The following is a 22,976-nucleotide window of genomic DNA, read 5'->3' on the forward strand; positions in this document are numbered from 1 at the left end:
CCCGCACCGGCCCCGGCCGGGCGGCCACCGGCCGGGGCCAATTCCAGGCTCAGAGTGCGAAGGGACGTCATGCTCGACCACCTGATCAAGGGCGCGACCGTCGTGGACGGCACCGGCGCCCCCGCCCGCGTCGCAGACGTGGGGATACGCGACGGCCGGATCGCGGTGATGGCCGCACCCGGCACCGTCACCGAAGGGGCCCGCACCACCGAGGACGCCACCGGCCTGGTCCTCACCCCCGGCTTCATCGACCCGCACACGCACTACGACGCCCAGCTCTTCTGGGACCCGTACGCCACGCCCTCCATGAACCACGGCGTGACCACCGTCGCCGGCGGCAACTGCGGCTTCACCCTGGCCCCGCTCAACCCGGCCCGCCCCGAGGACGCCGACTACACCCGCCGCATGATGAGCAAGGTCGAGGGCATGGCCCTCAAAGCCCTCGAAGAGGGCGTCGACTGGACCTGGTCCACCTTCGGCGAGTACCTCGACGCCCTGGAGGGCCGGATCGCCGTCAACGCCGGCTTCATGGTCGGCCACTGCGCCCTGCGCCGGCACGTGATGGGTGAGGACGCCGTCGGCGGCCAACCCACCCCCGAGCAGATGCAACAGATGCTCGACCTCTTCCACGACGCCATGAACGCCGGCGCCTGGGGCCTGTCCACCACCCAGTCCTCCACCCACTCCGACGGGTCCGGCGCCCCCGTGGCCTCCCGCCACGCCCGCCCCGCCGAGCTGCTCGCGCTGTCGAAGGCGGTCGCCGAACACGAGGGCACCCAGCTGGAGGCGATCGTCGCCGGCTGCCTCGACCAGTTCTCGGACGACGAGATCGACCTCTTCGTGGAGATGAGCGCCGCCGCCGGCCGGCCCCTCAACTGGAACGTCCTCACCATCGACGCCTCCGTCCCCGAGCGGGTCCCGCGCCAGCTGATCCCCAGCGAGCGCGCCCGCAAGGCCGGCGGCCGGATCGTCGCGCTGACGATGCCGATCCTCACCCCCATGAACATGTCGCTGGGGACCTTCTGCGCGCTCAACCTCATCCCCGGCTGGGGCGAGGTCCTCGGCCTGCCCGTCCCCGAGCGGATCGAGAAGCTCCGCGACGCCGACGTACGCGCCGAGATGCTGCGCCGCGCCGACAGCAAGGAGGCCGGTGTCTTCCGGCGCCTCGCCCACTTCGGGCGGTACGTCATAGGCGACACGTACAGCAAGGAGAACGAGGGGCTCTCCGGCCGGGTCGTGAACGACATCGCCGCCGAACGCGGCCAGGACCCCTTCCACTGCCTGGTGGAGATCTGCGCCAACGACGACCTGCGCACGGTGCTCTGGCCGATGCCCACCGACAACGATCCGGCGAGCTGGGCCCTGCGCCAGGAGACCTGGCAGCACGAGGACGTCATGCTCGGCGGCTCCGACGCGGGCGCGCACCTGGACCGGATGTGCGGGGCCCCGTACACGACCCGCTTCCTCGGGGACTGCCTGCGCGGCCGCAAGCTGGTGCCGCTGGAGCAGGCGGTACGGATGCTCACCGACGACCCGGCCCGGCTGTTCGGGCTGCGCGAGCGCGGACGCCTCGCCGAGGGCTTCCACGCGGACCTGGTCCTCTTCGACCCCGAGCGGATCGAGGCCGGTCCCGCGACCCTGGTCCACGACCTGCCCGGGGACAGCCCCCGGCTGGACGCACGGGCCATCGGCATCGTCTCGGTACGGGTCAACGGCGTGGAGACCATCCGCGACGACGAGGTGACGGGGGCGGTCCCCGGGATCGTGCTCCGGTCGGGCCGGGACACGAGGACGGTGAGCACCCGATGACGGACGCGCGGGCGCAGAAGCTCTACGTCGGCGGCGAGTGGGTGGAGCCCGCGGGCGGCCACTACGAGGTGATCGACCCGGCGGACGAGTCGGTGGTCGGGCTCGCCCCCGAGGCCTCGCGCGCCCAGGTCGAGGAGGCGGCGCGCGCCGCGGCCGAGGCCTTCGAGAGCTGGTCCCGCACGACGCCCGAGGCGCGCGCGGCGATCCTGGACCGGGCCGCGGACATCATGCAGCGGGAGTACGAGCCGTGGTCCGTGCTGGCCCGGCAGGAGACGGGCGCGCCGACCGGCATCGCGCGCGGCATGCAGGTCGGGGTGGGCGTCACCCGCTTCCGGCGGTACGCGAAGGGCGCCCTCGAACCGGTCGAGAAGGGCCTGCCCCCGCAGGTCACCGAGGCCGGCCCGATGGGGCGGGCGAGCATCCTGGGCGCGCTGGAGGTGCGCCAGCCCGTCGGGGTGGTCAGCTGCATCACCTCCTACAACAACCCCTGGGCGAACTCGGCGGGCAAGGTGGCCCCGGCCCTGGCCATGGGCAACACGGTGGTGGTCAAGCCGGCCCCGCAGGACCCGCTGTCGGTGTTCAAGATGGCGGACGCCCTGCACGAGGCCGGGGTGCCGGCGGGCGTGGTGAACGTCGTGGGCGGGCAGTCGGTGGAGGTCGGCGAGGCCGCGGTGGACTCCCCGCACGTGGACATGGTGTCCTTCACCGGTTCCACGGCCGTCGGGCAGCGCATCGCGGAGGTGTGCGGCCGGTCCATGAAGCGGCAGTTGATGGAGCTGGGCGGCAAGGGCGCGGCGATCGTCTTCGAGGACGCGGACCTGGACGCGGCCGTGATGGGGATCGGGACGACCTTCTCCTTCTACTCCGGGCAGATCTGCACGGCCCCGACCCGAGTGATCGCCCACCGGTCCGTCCACGACCGGCTGATCGAGAAGCTGACCGGCTACCTGGCCTTCATGAAGGTCGGCGATCCGGCGGCGCCGGGCACGGTGGTGGGCCCGGTGATCTCGGCGGCGCACCGCGACCGGGTGGAGTCGTACGTCGAGCTGGGGAAGAAGGAGGGCGCCCGGATCGCGTACGGCGGCGAGCGCCCGGTGGTGGGGGACGGCCGCGGCTTCTACGTGGCCCCGACCCTGTTGGTCGACTGCACGAACGACATGCGGGTGGTCCGCGAGGAGATCTTCGGCCCGGTGGTCGTGGTCGTCCCCTTCGACGGGGACGAGGACGAGGCGGTCCGGCTGGCCAACGACAGCGACTTCGGGCTGCTGAGCTACGTGTGGTCCGGGGACTCGGCGCGCGCGTTCCGCGTGGCGCGGCGGCTGCGGGCGGGCGGGGTCGGCGTGAACACCATCGGCCGGAACATGGAGGCCCCGTTCGGCGGCTTCAAGCGCAGCGGGGTCGGCCGGGACGTGGGCTCGTACGCGCTGCACGCGTACAGCGAGATGCAGTCGATCGTCTGGACGGCGTAGCCCGTGCCGTCGGGGTCCCGTCGCGGGACCCCGACGGCCGGCCCGCTACAGGCCTTCTGCGGGCCAGTCGTGGCCGAGGGCCTCGGCGTATTCCCTGCTGCCCCCGCAGAGCGGTGCCCAGATGCGCGGATTCTGTGCCGCGAGCCGTTCAAGGGCGGCCCGGGCCTGCGATTTCGGCGGTGTGCCGTCGTCCGGGATCCGCCATGTGAACTGCAGCCACGGGTCGCCCTTGCCCGGTACGCCGGGTTCCGCGCCGGGGGCGTACGTGAAGTGGAGTTCGACGGCGTCTGGTTCGTCCCACGCGGTGAAGGCCGGGCCCGTGCTGCAGCCCCATGCCGTGAGCAGTTCGGGGCGTTCCCGAAGCCCGTCGGTGATGAGCCGGGCGGTGTCACGTGCCGGCCAGGACCAGCTCCGGTCGTTCTCGGCCCGTTCAACCTCCGCGTCGTACGCGGCGGCGTCGCACCGGTACGCGGGCGGCTGCCGCTTCCCCTCGACGCCCCGCCAGCCGTCCCACACCACCGTGTCGCCGTCCCGGTGGATCGTCACGTAGAGGGCGCCGCAGCAGCCTTCGGTGCAGTAGGCCTCGGCGAGCTGGACCTCCCGGGGTTCGGGTCCGGCCCGCAGCCGCCCGGCGTCGAGCAGGAACTCGGGAGGGTTGCAGCCGCCCGAGGCGAACAGGTCGGGGACCAAAGGCCTGCCGCCGAGCACGATCCGGGTCTCCACCACGTTGCGCACGGCCGGGTCGGAGACGACGACCTCGATCTCGAACGTGGCCGGTGCGGCGGGCGGGATGAAGGGGCGGCGTCCGGTGCGGAGCATCCAGCCGGCCCGGTGGCCACTGGGGTCCGTGCCGGTGCCGGTGCCGGTGCCCGCGGCGGCGGCCGCTGCCTCGTCGGGGACGGCCGCCCAGAGCGGTTCGGCCAGCAGCCGGCCCAGGGTGGCGATCAGATCGGCCCGCCGGCCCGGCGGCCATGGCAGAACGGCCCCTGCCCCGCTGCGCAGGTCCTGGGCGAGCGAGAGCAGCAGGGTGTACAAGTCCGCTGACGGGGTGAGGCGATGGGCGCGGGCGACCACGGCCTCGTACACGGGATGCGCCTGTGCGTAGTCGAGGACCTCCGGCCGGTACTGGTGCGTGTGGGCCATGGAGAGCAGCAGCCGGCACGCCGCCACGGTCAGGGCGGGGTCCTGCGGGTACTCGGCCAGCAACTGGTCCAGCCGGGCCGCTTCGGCGATCCGGCGGGGCGGGCCGGGGGGAGTCGGGCCGCCGGTCAGGGCGGCGCGGACCGCCTCGCGGTCCCCGCCCGCCACGGCGTCGCGGAAGGCGTCGTGGCCGGGTGCCCCGGCTCCGATGCCGAGTTCGAGTTCGGCCGCCGCCGTACGGTCGATCCGGTCGAGGACCGCCACCGCGTCGCGGGAGAACTCCTGCAGCATGCCGAGGGCCCTGACGGTGGGCGTGTCCGTGGAGTCGCCCAGGTTGCACAGCAGGGCCAGTCCTGCGTGGACCGCCGACGCGTGCGTTCCGTCGCGGGTCAGCCGGCGGGCCAGGCGTCGGGCCCGCCCGGTGTACCGGTCCTCGGGGACGATTCCGAGGACGATCCGGTGGATGTGTTCCGGCAGGACGGGGAGTGCGGCCAGCCGTGTGTGGGCGGCTTCGGCCGCGCGGGCGCTGATCGGGTCGGCCAGCAGCGGGGCGAGGGCCTCGGTGACCGCCGCCTCGGCGGCGGCCGGGCCGAGACGGCCGCGGCGGCTGACGGGCGGGGGGCCGTCGGGCAGCGGGTATCCCCCGGCCGGGACCCGGCCGTCCGGCTCGATGCCGTGCCGGAAGAGGGCGTAGTCGTACAGGGACGTCGTCCGGGGGTCGAGCGGCTCGCGCTCGTCGCGGACGCTCATCGGGCGGTGTGGGACTCGATTCCGTAGGTCATGCCGAGAGGGTGCCAGGCGGGATCAGGACGCGTCCAACGAAAATCCGGCCTCGCCGCGGACCCGGCCGTTGATCTGGAGCTGCACCAGGTGCTCGCCGGAGTGGTAGCGGCGGGTGGTGATGGGCTTGAAGGAGTGGCGCTTGGTGCCGCCGAGGGTTTCGCCGGGGGCCACGGAGCGGGTGACGAGTTTGAACACCTTCGGAGTGCGGGTGCCGCCCGCCTTCACGTGGTGCACGACGTAGTCGATGACCAACTGCGCCGGGAGCGGCCCGGTGTTGGTGACCGTCCAGTCGAAGACGAGGTACTCGCCGACGGCGATCCGCGGGTCGGCGACGACCGGCCCGCTCACGGTGACGGGTACGTCGGGGGAGTGGCCGAGCAGGGTCAGCGCCTCGGGCCGCCCGGCCTTGATCAGGGTGCGCAGTCCGTGGCGCACGACGCGGTCGGTGGTGGCCTCGGGCTCGGCCAGCCAGCGGGCCGCGGTCTCGACGGCGAGGGCGGGGTGGTCGCGGCTGATGTCGTTGAGGTGGTTGGAGACGGACCGGCGGACGTACTCGGACCCGTCGCGGTAGAGGGCGTCCAGCACCGGCAGGGCCGGCCGCGGGTCGGCGACGAAGGCGGGCAGCTGCGGGGCCCACGGCAGCCGGGGCCGGGTGCCTTCGCTGGCGAGGCGGCGTACGTGCGGGTCCGGGTCGGCGGTCCACTTCTGTACGACGGCCAGGGCGCGCTCCGGGTCGGCGCGCAGGAAGGGCCGTACGGCGGACTCGGCGGTGAGCCGGGAGGTGAGGTCGTGGAGCAGGTCCAGCCCGGGTTCGAACGCCTCCAGCCCGCGGACGGCGACGGCCTCGTTGACGGGGAAGGTCATCCAGCCCTCGAAGCCGGGCCGGGCGAGGACGGTGCGCACGACGGCCTCGAAGGCGGGCCACGTGTCGGGAAGGTCGTCGAGCACGGCGTCGCGGACGGCGGCGACGCGGCCGCTGAACGTCAGCCCGTCGAGTGCGTCGGCGCGGGCGTGCAGGGCCGGCGAGGACCGGCGGCCGCCCGCGCGGGCGAGCAGTCGGGCGAGGCTGGTGACGGTGTCCGCGCTGAGCAGTTCATCGGCCGTGGGCATGGGGCCAGTCTCGCCGATGCCGCCCCGGTCCGTCGGGAGGTCCCGGATCCCCTCTCCCGGCCCCGGTTACCGCTGGTCACCGCAAAGTCACGACGGAAACTTTGAAAATTCGCAAAACGGACATGGCTGCGGTTTCCGCATGCCGAAAGAGTCCCGGTCGAGCCTGTCGAAGCGTGGGTGCGCGTCAAAGTGAACCTTGTATTAAGCGCTCGTGAACTGTCTCGACCTCAAGATTCGAAGGCGTTCGGGGGTGTTGAGTTCCGGACTTCGATCGTCCAGATGTGGAAAACGCACCATCTAACGTCCTGACCCATGACTCAGCTGGACGTTCGGCCTCAGGCCGGAGACACGGTAAGCGGCGTCGCCGAGGGCGACGTTCGCGGCAAGGGCCTCGGCAAGGGGTCCGTCGGACTGGTCGGAAGCGCCGTCATCGGCATCTCGACCGTCGCCCCGGTTTACTGCCTGACCTCGACCCTCGGCTCCACCGCCGGCGAGGTCGGCCTGCAGATGCCCGCGATCTTCCTCGCCGGCTTCCTCCCGATGCTCCTGGTCGCCTTCGCCTACCGCGAGCTCAACAAGGCCATGCCGGACTGCGGCACCTCCTTCACCTGGACCGTCAAGGCCTTCGGCCCGCGGATCGGCTGGATGTGCGGCTGGGGCCTGGTGATCGCCACGATCATCGTGCTCTCCAACCTCGCGGGCGTCGCCACCTCTTACTTCTGGCTGCTGGCCGGCGAGATCACGAACAGTGCGTCGATCGCCGCCCTGGACGACAACAAGCTCGTCCACATCACCACCTGCCTCACCCTGATCGCCGTCGCGACCGCCATCAGCTACCGCGGCATGACCGCCACCAAGGGCGTCCAGTACGCCCTCGTCGGCCTCCAGCTCGTCGTGCTCGCGATCTTCGTCGCCATGGCCTTCCAGAAGGCCTCCGTCGGCACCTTCGACACCGGCCTGGACTTCTCCTGGTCCTGGATGAACCCCTTCGCGGTCGAGTCCATGGCGGCCTTCACCGCCGGACTCTCGCTCTCGATCTTCATGTACTGGGGCTGGGACGCGTGCCTGGCCACCAACGAGGAGACCACCGGCTCGACGAAGACCCCCGGCCGCGCCTCGCTCATCGCGATGATCGTCCTGGTCGGCTCCTACCTGGCCACCGGCATCGCCGCCCAGATGGCCGTCGGCGCCGGCGGCGAGGGCCTCGGCCTCGCCAACGAGGAGACCTCGGGCAACGTCTTCGCCGCCCTCGCCGGCCCCGTCATGGGCCCGGTCCTCGGCATCCTGCTCTTCGTGGCCGTCCTGGCCTCCGCCGCGGCCTCCCTGCAGACCACCTTCATCCCGGTGGCCCGCACGGTCCTCGCCATGTCGACGTACGAGGCCCTGCCGCCCTCCTACGCCAAGGTCCACCCGCGCTTCAAGACCCCGGGCCGCGCCACCGTCATGGCGGGCGTCGCGACCGGCGTCTTCTACACGGTGATGACCCTGGTCAGCGAGAACGTCCTCACCGACACGATCTTCGCGCTCGGCCTGATGATCTGCTTCTACTACTCGCTGACGGCCTTCGCCTGCGCCTGGTACTTCCGCGCCGAGCTGCGCCGCTCGACCCGCGACCTGTTCTTCAAGGGCGTCTTCCCGATCCTGGGCGGCCTGCTGCTGGCCGCGGTCTTCTTCAAGACCCTGTACGACGCCTGGGACCCGTCCTACGGCTCCGGCTCCACGCTCCCCGGCCTCGACGTCGGCAACGTCTTCGTCATCGGCGTCGGCCTGCTGGCCCTCGGCCTGGTGATCATGTTCGTCACCGAGCGCCGCAGCCCGGCCTTCTTCCGCGGCGAGGTCCTGACGAAGTCCACCCCGTCCCTGGTGGTCGAGGACTGACCGTCCCCGCGCCCCACCCGCTGAGTCATGCCACGGCCCCGGATCGATTCCCCCGATCCGGGGCCGCGGGCGCATCCGGGCCGTTCCACGGCGCCAACCCGGGCGCAGGCGGTGACCAGGTGTGTGGCGGGGTCGTTGGACGGTGCATGAACGCCTTGAAGCGCACCCTCGCCGCCCTGGTCGTCTCCGGTGGCGCGCTCGCCCTCGTACCCGCCGCCGCGCACGCCGACGACGCGCCCGACCAGGCTCCCCCGGTCGTCGGCCGGGTCGTGGACATCGTCGATCACCCGAGCCAGGCCGTACAGGACACCAAGACCGCGGTGGGCGTGACCGCCCAGGCGGCCGGATCCGCCGGCCAGGCCACGGACTCCTCCCTCAAGAGCGCCGGCACGGCCCTGACCGCCGGCCTCCCCAACACCCCGAAGGTCGGGTGACGAACACCGGCTGAGGCCGGGCTCCCGGGCGGCGGCGCTCGTTGAACAGCGCATGATCCTCTGGCTGCTCAACCACCTCAGCACCTTCGTCATCGCCGTCCTCCTGGTCGGCGGCCTCACCGGCCTCGCCGTCGCCGGGAGCGTGGCCGCCCGCCGCCGCTTCCCGCACCTGGCCGAGGGCGACCACAACGAGATGGTCGGGGTCGCGCTCGGCATGTTCGGCGCGATCTACGGCATCATCCTCGCCTTCGTCGTCGTCACCCTCTGGACGCAGGTGGAGACCACCCAGAACATCGTCGCCAGCGAGGCCACCGACCTGGCGCTCGTCGTCCGCAGCGCCGACGCCTTCCCGCCGGCCGACCGCGACCGGGTGCGGCAGGCCGTCGGCGCGTACGCGCACGCCGTCGTCGAGGTGCAGTGGCCGCTGATGCGCGACGGGCGGCCGAGCTACGAGGCGACCGCCCCGCAGACCCAAGCCCTCTACCGGGCGCTCCAGGCCTACGAGCCGCAGGGCACCAGGGCCGAGACCTTCTACGCCGAAGCCGTCACCCGCCTCAACGACGTCGCCGCCCAGCGCCGGGCCCGCATCACGATGGCCGAGAGCTCGCTGCCGATCCTGCTCCAGGTGCTGGTGTACGGGGGCGCGTTCGTGATCGTCCCGCTCACCTTCCTGTTCGGGCTGCGCAGCCTGAAGATGCAGCTGCTCTTCGTATCTGCGGTGGCCGGGCTGATCGGCTTCAGCCTGCTCCTGGTGGTGGCACTGGACCGGCCCTTCGCGGGGGACCTGAGCGTGACCCCGGGGCCCTACAAGGAGGCGGCCCTGGCGCAGTTCTGGGCCGCCGGCTGAGCGGGCCGCGGACCGTCAAGTCCCGAACTCCAGCGACGTGACGCGATCCGCTCCCTCGGGCTGACTGGATGCACGGGCTCACCGCCCCGCCCCCGCCTTCGTCTCCCGAGGAGCATTCCCATGGCCGGCAGCCACACCCGCATCCGGACCCGGCGTCTCGTCCTGCCCGTGGTCGTGACCGTCCTGGCCGTCCTCGCCGCGACGGGCGCCGGCCTGTACCACGGGGCACGCGGCGCCCCCGCGACGCCGCGTGCCCCGCACTCGACCGCCCCGGTGTCCCACGACGGTGGCGGCGGCTCGGGCCGCCGCCTGTGGTCGGTGTTCAAGCACCTCTGGACGAACGTCGGCATGGCCGGGGATACCGCGCACGGGCGCCACAACGCCGACGGGCGGCGTACGCCGACCGCCGTGTCGGTGTACGCCGCCCGGGGGCGGGACGATGGTGCGGGATGAGGCCCGCGCACTCATACCGGTTACTTCGGGTCGCGGTTGAAGGAGGCCGCCGACCAGCGGTAGCCGAGGACCGCCAGGCCGATGGACCAGGCGACCGCCAGCCACCCGTTGTGGCCGATCTCGGTGCCGAGGAGCAGACCGCGCAGGGTTTCGATGGCCGGCGTGAACGGCTGGTACTGGGCGATCGGCTGGAACCAGCCCGGCATCGCCTCGACCGGGGTGAACGCGCTGGAGATGAGCGGCAGCAGGATCAGCGGCATCGCGCTGTTGCTGGCGGCCTCGGCGTTCGGGCTGGCCATGCCCATGCCGACGGCGATCCAGGTGAGCGCCAGGGCGAAGAGCGCGATCAGGCCGAACGCGGCCAGCCACTCCAGGGCCGTGGCACCGGTGGACCGGAAGCCGATGGCGACGGCGACGGCGCCGACCAGGACCACGCTGGCGAGCACCTGCAGGACGCTGCCGACCACGTGCCCGACGAACACGGAGCTGCGGTGGATCGCCATGGTGCGGAAGCGGGCGATGATGCCCTCGGACATGTCGGTGGAGACGGACACCGCGGCCCCGATGACGGTGCTGCCGATGGTCATCAGCAGGATGCCGGGGACGACGTACGCGATGTAGTCGGCGCGGTCGCCGCCGCCCATGCCGGCGCTCATCACGTCGCCGAAGATGTAGACGAAGAGCAGCAGCAGCATGACCGGGGTGAGCAGCAGGTTCAGCGTCAGCGACGGGTAGCGCCGGGCGTGCAGGAGGTTGCGGCGCAGCATCGTGGAGCAGTCGCGCACGGCGAGGGAGAGGGAGCTCATCGGACGTTCTCCTTGGACTGGTGGGGGAGGGCGGCGGTCGGGCCGGTGAGGGCGAAGAACACGTCGTCGAGGTCGGGGGTGTGCACGGTCAGCTCGTCCGCCTCGATGCCCGCGGCCTCCAGCCGGTCGAGGACCGAGCGCAGTGCGCGCTGGCTGCCGTCGCTGGGGATCTGCAGGGCCAGCGCCTCGTCGTCCCGGGTGACCTCGTGCAGGGCGAGGGCCGCGGACCGGTAGACGGCCGGGTCGGTGAAGCGGAGCCGGACGTGTCCGCCGGGGATCAGCCGCTTCAGCTCGTCGGCGGTGCCCTGGGCGGCGATCTTGCCGTCGTTGAGCACGGCGATGCGGTCGGCGAGCTGGTCGGCCTCCTCCAGGTACTGGGTGGTGAGGAAGACGGTGACGCCGCCCGTGACGAGTTCGCGGATGATCTGCCACATGTTGTGGCGGCTGCGCGGGTCGAGGCCGGTGGTGGGCTCGTCGAGGAAGATGATCCGCGGGTCGCCGACCAGGGTCATCGCGATGTCGAGGCGGCGCTTCATGCCGCCGGAGTAGCTGGCGGCGGGCTTCTTGGCGGCTTCGACCAGGTCGAAGCGTTCCAGCAGTTCGCCGGCCACCCGCCGGCCCTCGCTGCGGGAGAGGTGGTGCAGGTCGGCCATGAGGAGCATGTTCTCCTCGCCGGTGATCAGGCCGTCGACGGCGGAGAACTGGCCGGTGACCCCGATCGAGGCGCGGACGGCCTGCGGGTCGGCGGCCAGGTCGTGGCCGTTGACGTGGACGGCCCCGGTGCCCGGGTCCGCACCGAGCAGGGTGGAGAGGATCTTGACGGCGGTGGTCTTGCCGGCGCCGTTCGGACCGAGCAGGGCGAAGACCGTGCCGGCGGGGACCGCCAGGTCGATGCCGTCGAGGACGACCTTGTCGCCGTAGGACTTGCGCAGCCCGTTCGCCGCGATGGCCAGGTTGGTCATGAGGAGTGGCTCCTTCGGAAGCGGTGTCTGCGGGTCAGTTGCTGCGGGCGGTGATGTCGCCGTAGGAGGTGGTGGCGCGGATGGTGAGGCCGGCGTCGGCGCCGTCGGTGTTGTTGAGGGCGTTGTGGATGCGGCCGTAGGCGGTGCCGGCGTCGAGGGTGGCGGAGACCCCGCGGGCGGCGCCGATGGTGATGTCGCCCGACTGGGTGGTGAGTTCGACGGTGCCGGTCTGGGCCTCGGCGATCTGCAGGTCGCCCTTCTGGGTGGTGATCTGTGCGGCGCCGCCCAGGCGTCCCACGGAGACGTCACCGGCCATCAGGGTGAGGTGGGCGCTCGCGGTTTCGTCGAGCTTGACCGTGCCCTGGGCGCTTTCGAAGGTGACGTCGCCGAGGCGGCCGACGCCGCGGAGTTCACCGGCCGCGGTCTTCGCCTCGATGCGGGAGCCGGCGGGCAGCTGGACGGTGATCTCGACCGAACCCGGGTGGTTGCCGAGGACCCGGTTCTTCACCGGTGCGGCCGCGATCCGCAGCACACCGTCCCGGAACTCGGCCGTGGTCTGCTCGGCGGCCTTCACGTCACGGCCCTTGGAAGCGTCGGCCGGCAGGATCTCGACCGTGGTGTCGGCCCGGTCGGCCGCGATGAACCGGATCAGCCCGGCGGGGACGTCCAGAACGGCGGCGATCGGGGCGGCGGTGGCGAACTTCTGCATGGTGCTTCTCCTTCATCAGCGGCTGCGCTCCGTGCGCCCCGCGGTTTCTGATGAACGAAAAGCTACGTTGCGTTCGCAGAACTGGCAACAGATTCATTGCGCTGAATCTGCATCGCTGCAGGTCAATAGTGGGATTTCATTGCAATGGTTTCGAGCTTAATGCAACGTGTGGCGCGCCGTTCGTTGCAATGAAATGGAAGTGAACGCTATAGTGGGGGGGACAGAACGGACCACGAAGGAGACCGCGATGCCGGGAGGCAGGCTCAACCAGCAGGAACGCCAGCAGATCGCGCTGGGACTGGCCGACGACCTCCCCTACGCGGAGATCGCCAGGCGCCTCGACCGGCCGACCTCGACGATCTCGCGCGAGGTGATGCGCAACGGGGGCCCCAACGCCTACCGGGCCGACCTGGCCCACCGCGCCACCGAACGCCGCGCCCACCGGCGCAGCCAGGCCGCACCCCGGGGATCGGAGGCCATCCCGCAGGCCCACGGACGCGACCCCGAAGCGGTGCGCGCGTTCGAGGACCTGTTCACCGACGTCCTCATCCAGGCGGGTACGCCCAAGATGATGGCCCGGGTGATGGCCTGCCTCTACATCACGGACACGGGCAGCCTCACCGCGTCCGAACTCGTCCAGCGCCTCCAGGTCAGCCCGGCGTCCATCTCCAAGGCGATCACGTTCCTGGAGGGCCAGGGCCTCGTCCGCAGGGAACGCGACGAACGCCGCCGCGAGCGCTACTTCGTCGACGACGACGTCTGGTACCAGGCGACCATCGCCAGCGCCCGCGCCAACACCCAGATCATAGAAACCGCACGTCAGGGCGTCGGCATCCTCGGCCCCGACACCCCGGCGGCCAACCGCCTGGAGAACATCGCCCGCTTCATGGACTTCGTCTCCGAAGGCATCACCCGCGCCGCGGAACAGGCGCGCGAGGTCCTCCACGCCAAGCCGGGAACGCCTTCGGCGACGCTCCCGGCAACGCCCCCGGGCGACACTCCTTAAGGGGGTCGCCGATCAGGCCGTGCGGCCCGCCGCCGCCTCGATCACCTCGTCCAGCACCTCGCGGGAGCGGATCAGATCGCCGATCATCCGGTCGATCCGCTCCCGCTCCGTGGCCAGTTCGGCCACCAGCGCCGGAGTGGCGCGCACCGACGGGCCGCCGTCCTCGTCCCGCATGCAGGGCAGGATCTGCGCGATCTTCGCGCTGTGCAGGCCGGCCGCGTACAGCTCCTGGATCCGGATGACCCGGTCGACCGCCCGCTCGGGGAAGTCCCGGTGGCCGCCGGGCGTCCGGTCCGAAGCGAGCAGGCCCTGCTGCTCGTAGTAGCGCAGCGAACGCTCACCGACCCCGGTGCGCGACGCCAGTTCGCCGATCCGCACTGCCCCACCCCAGCTCTTGAACCTGACACCAGTGTCAGCTTTTACGGTACCGGCATGACGCAGACACAGCACGGTCCCGCCGCCTCCCGCCTCTTCGACCCCGCCCGCCTCGGCGGCCTGGAACTGCCCAACCGCCTGGTGATGGCCCCGCTGACCCGCAACCGCGCCGGGGCCGACGGCGTCCCCGGCGAACTCATGGCCACCTACTACGCGCAACGCGCCTCGGCCGGCCTGATCATCGCCGAGGCCAGCACCCCGAACGCCACCGGGCAGACCTACCCGCACATCCCCGGCATCCACACCCCGGCCCAGATCGCCGGCTGGCGGGAGGTCACCGAGGCCGTACGGGCCGCCGGCGGCGGGGAGATGTTCCTCCAGCTCCAGCACGGCGGCCGGGTCGGCCACCCCGACACCAGCGGGCACCTGCCGCTTGCGCCGTCCGCGGTGCCGTTCCCCGAGCAACTGCACACCCCCGGGGGCCTGCGGGACGGCGTCGTGCCGCGCGCCATGACCGCCGAGGACATCCGCACCACGATCGCCGACTTCGCGCGCGCGGCCCGGAACGCCGTCGAGGCGGGCTTCGCCGGGGTGGAGGTGCACTCCGCCAACGGCCACCTGCTGCACCAGTTCCTCGCGCGCAACACCAACCGCCGCACCGACGAGTGGGGCGGGCCCGTGGAGAACCGCATCCGGTTCACCGTCGAGGTGGTCCGGGCGGTCGCCGCAGCCATCGGCCCGGGGCGGGTGGGCGTGCGCATCTCGCCCGGAGTGGACGTCAACGGGATCGAGGAGGGCGACCCCGAGGAGATCTACCCGGCCCTGGTCAAGGCCCTGGCCGACCTGGCGCCGCTCTACCTGCACCAGGTCCACGCCGACCCCGACCGCCCCGCCTTCGCGCAGATCCGCCGGGACTGGCCCGGCACCCTGATCGCCAACCCGGCGCTGTCCCGCGAGGAGGTCGCGGCCGACGGTGGCAAGCGGCAGGGCGAACGCCTACTGGCAGAGGGCGCCGATCTCGTGGCGCTGGGCCGGGGCTTCCTCGCCAACCCCGACTTCGTGGAACGACTGCGCACGGGTGCGCCGCTCAACGAGCTCCGCCCCGAGTTCCTGATGCACGTACAGGGCCCGGAGGGCTACACCGACTACCCGAGCCTGGGCTGAAAAGACCTACCTGTTGCGCCAGTTGACGAAGGACGACGCCTCGCCCTCCAGCACGATGCTGATCTTGTTCTTCCGGAACGCCGGGTCCGAGACGAGCCCCTTCAGGAACGCCGCCATGCCGAAGGGGTGCAACTGCATCTCGGGGTGGGTGTGCCGGCCGATGACCAGGACCGGCCAGCGGTCCGGGTCGGCGTCCGTGGTCACCCAGCAGTAGATGTCCGCACCCGAGGTCACGGCCCAGGCCACGATGGACTCGGGGTCCACGTCGAAGTCGGCGTCGTCGCGGCACATCTCCCAGGTCTCGCGGGCGCACTCCGTCTCGTCCCGCAAGCCCGGATCGTACCGGTACGGCCACCCCTCGGCCCGTAGCGCCGGGTGCAGGATGCTGATCCCGTCGCTGATCACCCCCGACCCGTACACCTCCATGAAGCGCACGTAGTCCGAGGGGAACCGGGTCCCCCAGGCGGCTTCGACCTCGGCCCAGTCGATCCGCTCGTCGACCCCGTGAGCCACCGGTATCAGCTCGGCAAGTGCCGCCACCGCGTCCAGCCCGTTCGCCCCGTGCATGCGTCCCCCTCGTTCGGCGTATCCGCAGGTCAGCCTACGCGGGTGCGGTGGCCGGGCCCCAGGTGCGGGAGCAGAGCACCAGCCGGTAGCCGTCGGGGTCGGCGACCGTCACACCCCACTCGTCCCAGTACGGGTTGTGGGAGGCGACGCGGGTCCCGCCGTGCTCGACCAGACGCTGGACGAGCGCCTCGTCGGGGGCCTCGCCGAGATAGAGCACGAACAGGTCGTCGACGGTGGGCGCGGGCAGGATCGGGTTTGAGGCGTCACGGGTGAGCTCGAAGTGCCAGCCGCCCCCGGCCGGTCCGACCATCAGCAGGTCGTGCTCCCCGGGCACGTTCTCGGCGCTGCGCCACTGGACTTGCAGTCCGAGCCCGTCGACGTAGAACCGCTCGGCCGCAGCAAGGTCCAGGGAGGGCCGGGCGACGCGGACATGAGTACGTGAATCGATCATGCGCGCCAGCGTACGAAATCCCGCCGGGGCGGGGGTGGTTGGGCCCGAGCCTCTGCCGGGCGGCCGACCCGTCGGCCGGGGTCCTGTGGGACGGGCCCCGGCCGACGAGCACCGGACGTCAGGCGCCCAGGTGGTGGAACTCGGCCCACTCCTTCTCGCCCGCCTTCTCGCAGTTGTCGGCGTAGAGGGGGCCGATCTTGGCCGGGATGCCGGCGAAGGAGGAGCAGTTGGACGCGAAGGCCTTGTGGCCGCCGGAGAAGTAGTCGATGTCGACGCCGTCGTTGGCCAGGGCCGCGCCGGCGCCGCCCATCAGGATGCCGGCAGCCAGGACGGACGCCGTCAGGGCAGAGCGAATACGCATGACACTCTCCTAGGATCTCGTTCGACGCGCCGGACAGACGGCACGCGACCGGATCAACATCACGGAGAGTTCACTGGAAACGGTGGTTCACCCCAATGGCGGTCACCCTCTGTAGTGCGAGAGGGGCGCGTCAGGGGCGCGCGGTGACCCCGGCCAGGAAGACCCCCCAGCTCGCGGCCGCGACGGCCAGCTCGGGACCGGCCGTCACTTTGGAGTCCCGGACGTGGACGGAGTCCGCGCACGCGGCGACCTCGACGCAGTCGTCGCCGTCGCCACTGCTGTAACTGCTCTTGAACCATTGCAGCTGAGAGCTGTTCACAGGGATCCTCGCATTCGCATCAACAGGGCCCTGCTGTCCGCAGGATTGAGGGCCTGGATGCGAAGTTTGGCATACCGCAGATGGAGGAGGCTGACGTCTTTCGGGTCGGTTAGTACGCGGCCCGACTGCTGCCCCTCGCTGTATCCCATCCACTCGTGTTCGTGGGTTTCGAGGAGTCGGAAGGCCCCTCCTAGCCCCGCGTGTTCGGGGCTGACCAGCGGCATGATCTGCAGGTCCACGTTGGGAAGTCGCCCGCATTCCAGCAGGTGGTCGATCAGTTCGCGGGTCACCTCCGGTCCGCCGGTCTGCCGCAGGATCACGGCCTCGTCGATGATGAAGCTGAAGACCGTGTACGGGGTGCGGAACAGGAGTTGCTGGCGCTTCAGTCGGGCCGCGATGCGGGACTCGACCTCGTCGGAGGTGGGTGGTGGCAGGACGTCGTCCACCAGTGCTCGCGCGTAGGCCTCGGTCTGTAGCAAACCCGGCACGGATCGCGACTCGTACGTGTTGAGGATGACGGCGCTCGCCTCGTGCTCCGCCCACCGCCGGAACCAGGACGCCAGGCCCCGCCGCCGTGACAACTGCCGCGCGGCGATGATGATCACGCCGTGCGCGTTCAGGGCTGCGTCGGTCTTGTTGACGAACTTCTGCGACGGGTGGCGGCGGCCCTGTTCCACCGAGCCGACGTACTGGACCGAGTACCCGACCAGGGGCGCCAGTTGTTCCTGCGTCAGGCCGGCGCGTTTTCGGGAGGCCTTGACCGTCTCGCCGAAGCTGCGCAGGCTGTCATCCGGTTCGACCTCGCCGTCGCCGCTGTCGTCGGCACTCACCATGGCGGTCACCTCCGCGAGAAATGTTCACGCACCGTGACTCGCACTGTCCAGGGAGTGAACTCGTACAGTTGGTTTGTGCGAGTTCGCTTGGTGTTGAACGGCCCTGGCCACACGGGATGTTGGCGGCATGACCGCACCTTCCGGCCCCTCCCGGACCCTCGTACGCGTGTTCACTCAGCGTTTCAGCTGCACCCGGCGCGGGGCCCGCCTCGCCCGCCAGCTGGCCCTCGTCGAGCTCCACGACTGGGGCATCCCGGAATCCCACCCGCTCTCCGTCGACGCCGGGCTCCTCGTGGCCGAACTCGCCGCCAACGCCGTCGTCCACGGGCGGGTGCCCGGGCGGGACTTCGAGCTCCGGATGACCCTGCTGGAAGGGGTCCTGCGCATCGAGGTCTCCGACGCCCGCCGCGACCGCCGGCCCGCGGTGCGTCCGCACGCCCACCAGGCCGAATCCGGCTACGGGCTCCGCATCGTCGACGCCCTCGCCGCCGACTGGGGGGTCACGGACCGGCTGATCGGCAAGACCGTCTGGGCCGAGCTGACCCACCGCGCGGGGGTGCGGACGTAGCGGCATGCGGCGTTGTCGGTGGCGGCCGCTGTCCGCCGAGGCGGCGCGGGAGCGGGACGCGGCCGGGCTGCCGTACGTCGTGGAGTACCGGATACCCGGCCGGGAGGCTCCGCTCGAAGTCAGGCTCGTCTCCTGGCAGGTACACCACGTGGGCCTCTGGGTCTACGACGAGCAGGGCCGCCGCGTCCAGGAGGTCGACTACCGGCTCCTGGACGGGGACCGGCTGCTGACCCGGCGGACACGCCGCTGGGGCTACGCCGGGCCCGGGATGCCGGAGTTCGACGAGGAGGCCTCCCGGACCACCGTGACCCTGCACCCCGACGGCCGGGGCCGTCTGGTGCGGGAACCGAGGGGTTCCAAGGGGGGATCGACGTACACCACGGCCGAGGTCACCGAGGAGGAGCGGTGGATGGACCGCCCGGAGTTCGGGTGCTGGCCCGTGCTCTCGGCGCAGGTGCACGGGCTGGCGGAGCCGGTCACCGTCCGGGAGGCGGCCGTGGAGCGACGGGTCGCCGGCGTGGAGTCCGAGCCCGCCGACCGCTGGCGGGCTCCCCGGCCGGGCGAGGCCGGCCCACTGGACGCGCTGTTCCGCCCCGGGACGCGCATGACCACGCCGGCCGACCCCGAGATGACGGTCGTCGAGCCGGTGCGGCGCGGGACCCTGCACGTGCCGAGCGGACTGCTGGGCATCGACTGCCCGCTGGACGGCAGGGGGCCGCGCCTGACCGTGCCCGTGCCGCCCGGGGAGTACCCGCTCGAAGAGGGTCGGATCACCTTCGGGTACGTCTGCATGTACGAAGAGCGCTGGGTGGACCGCACGGACACCACGGCGGTCCGGCTGTGCGTGAGCGATGCGCCCGCGGTGTCCTGGGAGATGGCCATGGCGCCGGAGGACGATCCCCGGCTGCTCGGCGAGGGCGAGGTGTACTGCTTCTCCACGGATGGCGCGACGGGTGCCTTCGCCGATGCCCGTGCGTGGGGACCGCTCCAGGAGCGTTTCGACCGGGTGATGGCGGACAGCGATGCGGACGACGGGGTGCCGGACGCCGGTTCCATCTTCCTCGTGCGGACCCGCGAGCCCGTCTCCGGCGCCGAGCTGGCCGCGTTCGCGGTGTGCTCGGACGGGGACCATCCGGTCTGGGTGGGCAGGTCCGCCGACGGGGACGTGGTCGGTGTGGTGGTGCTGATCGACAGGATGCCCGAGCTCGCGGCGCCCTGACCCCCGGCCGCCGGGCGGGCGTTCAGGGGCGCCAGCGGGGCGCCTCGTCGTCCGGGGTGTCGGGGCTGGCGAAATGGAACGGCACGCCGAGGTGGGCGGCCAGGGCGGTGCCCGCGCGGGTGGCTGCCGCCGCCGAGGGGTGGTGGAGGCCGCCGGTGTCGGCGCCGTCCAGGGCGCGTTCCGCCGCGCCCCAGTAGATCGTGGCGAGGCCCTTCTGGCCGGCGGGGTCGTCCGTGATGGCCAGCAGGTTCACGAACCAGCCGTGGACGGTGTCCCCGTCCCAGACCGCCTCGACCGCCACGACCTTGGCCCGGATGCCGTGGGCCAGGGCGGCGAGCGAGTCCAGGTCGATCGGATCGTCGGGGGTGCGGGCCACCCGGTCGCCGAGGTGTACGTAGCGCAGGTGGACGATGTTCTGGGCCTCCCGCAGGCCGATGCCCCGGGCACGGCCCGCCTCCCACACCAGGTTGATCGCACGCATCAAGCCGTCCTGGAGGACGTAGCCGTCGACCTGCGTGCGGATGCCCGCCGGGAGCGCCTCCCAGAGTTCGTTGAAGTCCTGATCCACGCCGTGCGCCCCTCGGTTCGTCATGGCGTCATGATCGGCAGGGTGGCGGCGGGCCGTCGAGGGGTTTTCGGGACCGGCCGGCCCTCGTCCCGCCCCGGCCGCCCCGTCAGAGGTACTGGGCGAACTCGTCCAGGGTGCGCAGGACTTCCGGCTTCGCGGCCGAGGGGAGTTGGAGGACGACCTCCTCGATGCCGAGGTCGGCGTAGTGGCTCATCTTGCCGGGCGTGGGACGGACCGCGTACGGGACCACCTGGAGGGTCTTCGGGTCGCGTCCGGCCGTCTCCCAGATCTGGCGCAGCACCGGGATGGATTCGCCGAGGCCGCCACCGCCGATGGGGAGCCAGCCGTCGGCGTGGTCGGCGATGGCCGCGAAGAGCTTGGGGCCGGCCGCGCCGCCGATCAGGGTGCGCGGGCCGTACAGGGATGCGCCGGGGCCGAGTTCGCGCGGCGCCTGGACCGGCTTCGGGTGGGCGGCGCTGGCCCGGACGGAGCAGTACTGGCCGACGTACGCGGTGGGCTCGGGGGACCACAGGGCGCGCATCAGCGCCATCCGGTCGCGGACCAGGTCCCGGCGGGTGCGCCACTCGACGCCGTGGTCGGCGGCCTCCTCGACGTTCCAGCCGTAGCCGATGCCGAGCGTGAAACGGCCGTGGGAGAGGTGGTCCAGGGTGGCGACCTGCTTGGCGAGGTCGATCGGGTCGTGCTGGGCGACCAGGGTGATGCCGGTGCCGAGGTGCAGCCGCTGGGTGACCGCGGCGGCCTGGCCGAGGGCGACGAAGGGGTCGAGGGTGCGCCCGTACATCTCGGGGAGTTCACCGCCCATGGGGGCGGCGGTCTCCCGGCTGACCGGGATGTGGGTGTGCTCCGGGAGGTAGAGGCCGGAGAAGCCGCGCTCTTCGAGGCTGTGGGCCAGCCGGACGGGGGAGATGGTGCGGTCGGTGAGGAAGATGGTCGTGGCGATCCGCATGCGCTCTGGCACCTCCGAGACGTGGGACCCGCCACGGTACGGGCTGGGCCCGCGAATGTTGAGGGGGCGTCAGGTGTCGGGGGCGCGGTTCAGCCGCGGGGATAGCGGGCCAGCCAGCCGGGGGAGGCGGCGGTGGGGCCGTGCAGGCTCGGGCCCTGGGTGAGCTCCAGGGCGAAGTCGTCGGCGAGTTCCAGCAGCGCGGCGCGGCCTTCGAGCTCGGCGAGCCAGGCGGCCGGGAGGGCCGTCTCTCCGTGCAGGGCGCCCAGCAGGGCCCCGCACAGGGCGCCGGCGGCGATGGAGTCACCGCCGTGGTTGACGGCGAGGCGCAGGCCCTGCGGGACGTCCTCGGCGACCAGGGCGCAGTAGAGGGCGACGGCGAGGGCGTCGGCGGCGTCCTCGGGCCCGTCGCCGCCGGGGGAGAGGGATTCGACGGCATCGGGCCCGGGCGAGCCCTGCGTGACGGCGGCCAGGGCGCGCTGAAGGGCGTCCGTGACGGGCTGGTGCCCGGGGCGGGCGCCCAGCAGACCGAGGGTGCGCTGGACGACGGAGTCGAGGGAGTCGCCGCGGACCAGGCCGTGGACGATGACGGCGACGGCTCCGGCCGACAGGTGGGCGGTGGGGTGGCCGTGGCTCTGCGCGGCGCACTCGACGGACAACTGGAGGACGAGGGCGGGCTCCCAGCCGACCAGCAGCCCGAAGGGTGCGGAGCGGGAGGCGGCGGCCGCGTCGCGGGCGGTGGGGTTCTTCGGCTGTTCGAGGGTGCCGAGGACGTCGTCGGCGAAGCCGGTCAGGCAGGCGCGGTGCGGGGCGCGGCGGGCGTAGAGCCACTCCTCGCGCCCCAGCCAACCGTTGTCCTTGCGGCGTTCGTCGGGGCCCCAGTCGTGCTGGGTGGCGGCCCAGCGCAGGTACGCGTGGTGGAGGTCGGTGGGCGGGTGCCAGGCGCCGGTGTCGCGGCGCACGTGGGCCCGGATCAGCCCGTCCACGGTGAAGAGGGTGAGCTGGGTGGCGGCGGTGACCCGGCCGCGGCGCCCGAGGGCGGGGGCCGGACCGGTCAGGCCGTCCGGGCCGTGGGCCTCGCGGAGGGCGGCGAGGGAGAGGCCGGCGGCGGGTGCGCCGAGGGCGTCGCCGAGGGCGGAACCGAGGAGGGTGCCGCGGACGCGGCTGCGGAAGTCCTGCTGTTCGGCGCGGCCCCAGATGCCGGTGGCGATGCCGCGGCCGAGGGTGCGGTTCGCCCCGGCGGGAGCCGGTCCCGCGCCGGGGCCCGCGCCGGGGCCGTGACCGGACGCGGCCGGGCCGCCGCCCGCCGGGCGATGACCGCCCGCGGGGCCGGGGCCAGGGCTACCGGCCGGGCTCGTGTCCGCCCGACGATGGCCGCCGACCGGCGCGGGCCCGGTGGCCCCCGCCGGGCCGTGACCGTCAGCGGGACCGGGAGTGCCGGCCGGGCCGGGGCCGCCTGTGAGGCTGGGGGTGCCTGCGGAGTCGTGGCCGCCCGTGGGGCCGGAGGCGCCCGCGGGGGTGGTGGCGTCCGCCGGGCCGTGGCCGCCCGTGGGGCCCGGGGCGTCTGCCGGGCCTTGACCGCCCGCCGCGTCGTGGCTGCCTGCCTGGCCGGGGCCGACTGCGGGGCCATGGCCGCCCGCGGGGCCAGAGGTGCCTGCGGGGCCACCGGTGCCCGCGGGGGTGGTGGCGTCTGCCGGGCCGTGGCCGCCGGGCGGGTTGGCACCGCCCGCAGGGACAGAGGTGACCGCGATGCCGGGGTCGGCCGGCGTGACGGGAGGGGCGGGGGCGTGCAGGGAGAGGGCGGGGGCGTCGGCCGTCGGGTTCTCGCCCGGGCCGGCCGTGGAGGCTGCGGGGCCGTGCCCGACCGGGCCCGTCGCGGAGCCCGTGTCGTTCGTACCGTTCACTGCGTCCATTCCCGGCACCGCGCCCCCCGCTGACGAGTCCACTCGATGCCCGGCGCCCCTACCCGTACCCGCCGCGCACGCGAACCCGCACTGTAGTGGACAGGATCGATCGAAACCGGAAGCAGTCGGCCAGAGATCCCGTAAGTGAGCGCAGACCGGCCAGAATCCGAATACTTCCGGCCGCGACCCGGCAGGTGGCACGTTTTGTCAGTTGCCTTCGGGTCGGTCGTTTTCGGTCACGCCTCGTTCATCGGACGTTCTCCGCGGCCACCCAGCC

General features: G+C 72.4%; 24 protein-coding genes. 10 read left to right on the plus strand and 14 right to left on the minus strand.

Annotation, left to right across the window (positions count from 1 at the left end; genetic code table 11):
• The first annotated feature begins 69 nt into the window (after window positions 1-69).
• Together OG207_RS24845 and OG207_RS24850 are read left to right on the plus strand one after the other, a co-directional pair.
• Window positions 70-1,809, plus strand: a complete 1,740-nt coding sequence (locus tag OG207_RS24845) for an N-acyl-D-amino-acid deacylase family protein (protein ID WP_329100959.1) — start codon at window positions 70-72, stop codon at window positions 1,807-1,809.
• Window positions 1,806-3,278 (plus strand): aldehyde dehydrogenase family protein, encoded by a 1,473-nt coding sequence (locus OG207_RS24850; protein ID WP_329100962.1) that lies wholly within the window; start codon window positions 1,806-1,808, stop codon window positions 3,276-3,278. The genes OG207_RS24845 and OG207_RS24850 overlap by 4 nt, the downstream gene beginning before the upstream one ends.
• 45 nt (window positions 3,279-3,323) lie before the next feature.
• Here OG207_RS24850 and OG207_RS24855 read toward each other — a convergent pair whose 3' ends face one another.
• Both OG207_RS24855 and OG207_RS24860 read right to left on the minus strand, forming a co-directional pair.
• A complete protein-coding gene (locus OG207_RS24855; RefSeq protein WP_329100964.1) occupies window positions 3,324-5,168 on the minus strand; it encodes a hypothetical protein in 1,845 nt (614 codons plus the stop codon).
• A 54-nt stretch (window positions 5,169-5,222) separates the two neighbouring features.
• Window positions 5,223-6,311 (minus strand): DNA alkylation repair protein, encoded by a 1,089-nt coding sequence (locus OG207_RS24860; protein WP_329100966.1) that lies wholly within the window; start codon window positions 6,309-6,311, stop codon window positions 5,223-5,225.
• A 312-nt stretch (window positions 6,312-6,623) separates the two neighbouring features.
• Between OG207_RS24860 and OG207_RS24865 the strand changes: the two genes are divergently transcribed.
• The 4 genes from OG207_RS24865 (at window position 6,624) to OG207_RS24880 (ending at window position 9,923) form a co-directional block, all read left to right on the plus strand.
• Window positions 6,624-8,189, plus strand: a complete 1,566-nt coding sequence (locus tag OG207_RS24865) for an APC family permease (RefSeq protein ID WP_329100968.1) — start codon at window positions 6,624-6,626, stop codon at window positions 8,187-8,189.
• 146 nt (window positions 8,190-8,335) lie between these two features.
• A complete protein-coding gene (locus tag OG207_RS24870; RefSeq protein ID WP_329100970.1) occupies window positions 8,336-8,623 on the plus strand; it encodes a hypothetical protein in 288 nt (95 codons plus the stop codon).
• Between the two features lie 52 nt (window positions 8,624-8,675).
• Window positions 8,676-9,470, plus strand: a complete 795-nt coding sequence (locus OG207_RS24875) for a bestrophin-like domain (protein ID WP_329100972.1) — start codon at window positions 8,676-8,678, stop codon at window positions 9,468-9,470.
• A 120-nt stretch (window positions 9,471-9,590) separates the two neighbouring features.
• A complete protein-coding gene (locus OG207_RS24880) occupies window positions 9,591-9,923 on the plus strand; it encodes a hypothetical protein (RefSeq protein ID WP_329100974.1) in 333 nt (110 codons plus the stop codon).
• 20 nt (window positions 9,924-9,943) lie between these two features.
• Here OG207_RS24880 and OG207_RS24885 read toward each other — a convergent pair whose 3' ends face one another.
• Genes OG207_RS24885 through OG207_RS24895 form a run of 3 tightly spaced genes read right to left on the minus strand, consistent with a single transcriptional unit; the run spans window position 9,944 to window position 12,400 of the window.
• A complete protein-coding gene (locus OG207_RS24885) occupies window positions 9,944-10,729 on the minus strand; it encodes an ABC transporter permease (protein ID WP_329100975.1) in 786 nt (261 codons plus the stop codon).
• Window positions 10,726-11,691 carry an ATP-binding cassette domain-containing protein gene (locus OG207_RS24890; RefSeq protein ID WP_329100977.1) on the minus strand — a complete coding sequence of 322 codons (966 nt, stop codon included), beginning with the start codon at window positions 11,689-11,691 and terminating at the stop codon, window positions 10,726-10,728. Before OG207_RS24890 ends, OG207_RS24885 begins: the two co-directional genes overlap by 4 nt.
• Window positions 11,692-11,725: 34 nt before the next feature.
• Entirely contained in the window at window positions 11,726-12,400 is a 675-nt protein-coding gene (locus tag OG207_RS24895; protein WP_329100979.1) for a DUF4097 family beta strand repeat-containing protein, read from the minus strand.
• A 247-nt stretch (window positions 12,401-12,647) separates the two neighbouring features.
• Between OG207_RS24895 and OG207_RS44105 the strand changes: the two genes are divergently transcribed.
• Window positions 12,648-13,406, plus strand: coding sequence for a GbsR/MarR family transcriptional regulator (locus OG207_RS44105; RefSeq protein WP_402695941.1), 759 nt, complete (start codon window positions 12,648-12,650; stop codon window positions 13,404-13,406).
• A gap of 12 nt (window positions 13,407-13,418) precedes the next feature.
• On the opposite strand, the gene OG207_RS24910 is transcribed toward OG207_RS44105, so the two are convergent.
• The gene (locus tag OG207_RS24910) at window positions 13,419-13,784 is read right to left on the minus strand and encodes a MerR family transcriptional regulator (RefSeq protein WP_329100981.1); all 366 of its coding nucleotides are present in this window, start codon (window positions 13,782-13,784) and stop codon (window positions 13,419-13,421) included.
• A gap of 54 nt (window positions 13,785-13,838) precedes the next feature.
• Between OG207_RS24910 and OG207_RS24915 the strand changes: the two genes are divergently transcribed.
• A complete protein-coding gene (locus OG207_RS24915) occupies window positions 13,839-14,945 on the plus strand; it encodes an alkene reductase (RefSeq protein WP_329100984.1) in 1,107 nt (368 codons plus the stop codon).
• A 6-nt stretch (window positions 14,946-14,951) separates the two neighbouring features.
• On the opposite strand, the gene OG207_RS24920 is transcribed toward OG207_RS24915, so the two are convergent.
• From OG207_RS24920 to OG207_RS24940, 5 genes are all read right to left on the minus strand, one after another.
• Complete coding sequence (locus OG207_RS24920; protein WP_329100986.1) at window positions 14,952-15,512, minus strand: SMI1/KNR4 family protein; 561 nt, start codon at window positions 15,510-15,512, stop codon at window positions 14,952-14,954.
• Between the two features lie 34 nt (window positions 15,513-15,546).
• Window positions 15,547-15,963: a VOC family protein gene (locus tag OG207_RS24925; RefSeq protein ID WP_329100988.1), complete on the minus strand. Its 417-nt coding sequence runs from the start codon at window positions 15,961-15,963 to the stop codon at window positions 15,547-15,549.
• A 118-nt stretch (window positions 15,964-16,081) separates the two neighbouring features.
• Window positions 16,082-16,324 carry a hypothetical protein gene (locus OG207_RS24930; protein ID WP_329100990.1) on the minus strand — a complete coding sequence of 81 codons (243 nt, stop codon included), beginning with the start codon at window positions 16,322-16,324 and terminating at the stop codon, window positions 16,082-16,084.
• 130 nt (window positions 16,325-16,454) lie between these two features.
• Window positions 16,455-16,643, minus strand: a complete 189-nt coding sequence (locus OG207_RS24935; RefSeq protein ID WP_329100992.1) for a DUF397 domain-containing protein — start codon at window positions 16,641-16,643, stop codon at window positions 16,455-16,457.
• On the minus strand, window positions 16,640-17,476 hold the full coding sequence (locus OG207_RS24940) for a helix-turn-helix domain-containing protein (protein WP_329100994.1): 837 nt from the start codon (window positions 17,474-17,476) through the stop codon (window positions 16,640-16,642). Before OG207_RS24940 ends, OG207_RS24935 begins: the two co-directional genes overlap by 4 nt.
• A 127-nt stretch (window positions 17,477-17,603) precedes the next feature.
• On the opposite strand from OG207_RS24940, the gene OG207_RS24945 reads away from it, so the two are divergent.
• Window positions 17,604-18,044 carry an ATP-binding protein gene (locus OG207_RS24945; RefSeq protein WP_329100996.1) on the plus strand — a complete coding sequence of 147 codons (441 nt, stop codon included), beginning with the start codon at window positions 17,604-17,606 and terminating at the stop codon, window positions 18,042-18,044.
• A 4-nt stretch (window positions 18,045-18,048) separates the two neighbouring features.
• Window positions 18,049-19,263 carry a DUF4241 domain-containing protein gene (locus OG207_RS24950; RefSeq protein WP_329100998.1) on the plus strand — a complete coding sequence of 405 codons (1,215 nt, stop codon included), beginning with the start codon at window positions 18,049-18,051 and terminating at the stop codon, window positions 19,261-19,263.
• A gap of 22 nt (window positions 19,264-19,285) precedes the next feature.
• Here OG207_RS24950 and OG207_RS24955 read toward each other — a convergent pair whose 3' ends face one another.
• From OG207_RS24955 to OG207_RS24965, 3 genes are all read right to left on the minus strand, one after another.
• A complete protein-coding gene (locus tag OG207_RS24955) occupies window positions 19,286-19,855 on the minus strand; it encodes a hypothetical protein (protein WP_329101000.1) in 570 nt (189 codons plus the stop codon).
• Window positions 19,856-19,937: 82 nt separating this feature from the next.
• Entirely contained in the window at window positions 19,938-20,798 is an 861-nt protein-coding gene (locus OG207_RS24960; RefSeq protein WP_329101002.1) for a TIGR03619 family F420-dependent LLM class oxidoreductase, read from the minus strand.
• Window positions 20,799-20,887: 89 nt separating this feature from the next.
• On the minus strand, window positions 20,888-22,006 hold the full coding sequence (locus OG207_RS24965; RefSeq protein ID WP_329107846.1) for an ADP-ribosylglycohydrolase family protein: 1,119 nt from the start codon (window positions 22,004-22,006) through the stop codon (window positions 20,888-20,890).
• Between the last annotated feature and the right edge of the window lie 970 nt (window positions 22,007-22,976).

Origin of the sequence: Streptomyces sp. NBC_01439, assembly GCF_036227605.1 — a bacterium.
In the GTDB taxonomy this organism is placed as follows: Bacteria; Actinomycetota; Actinomycetes; order Streptomycetales; family Streptomycetaceae; genus Streptomyces.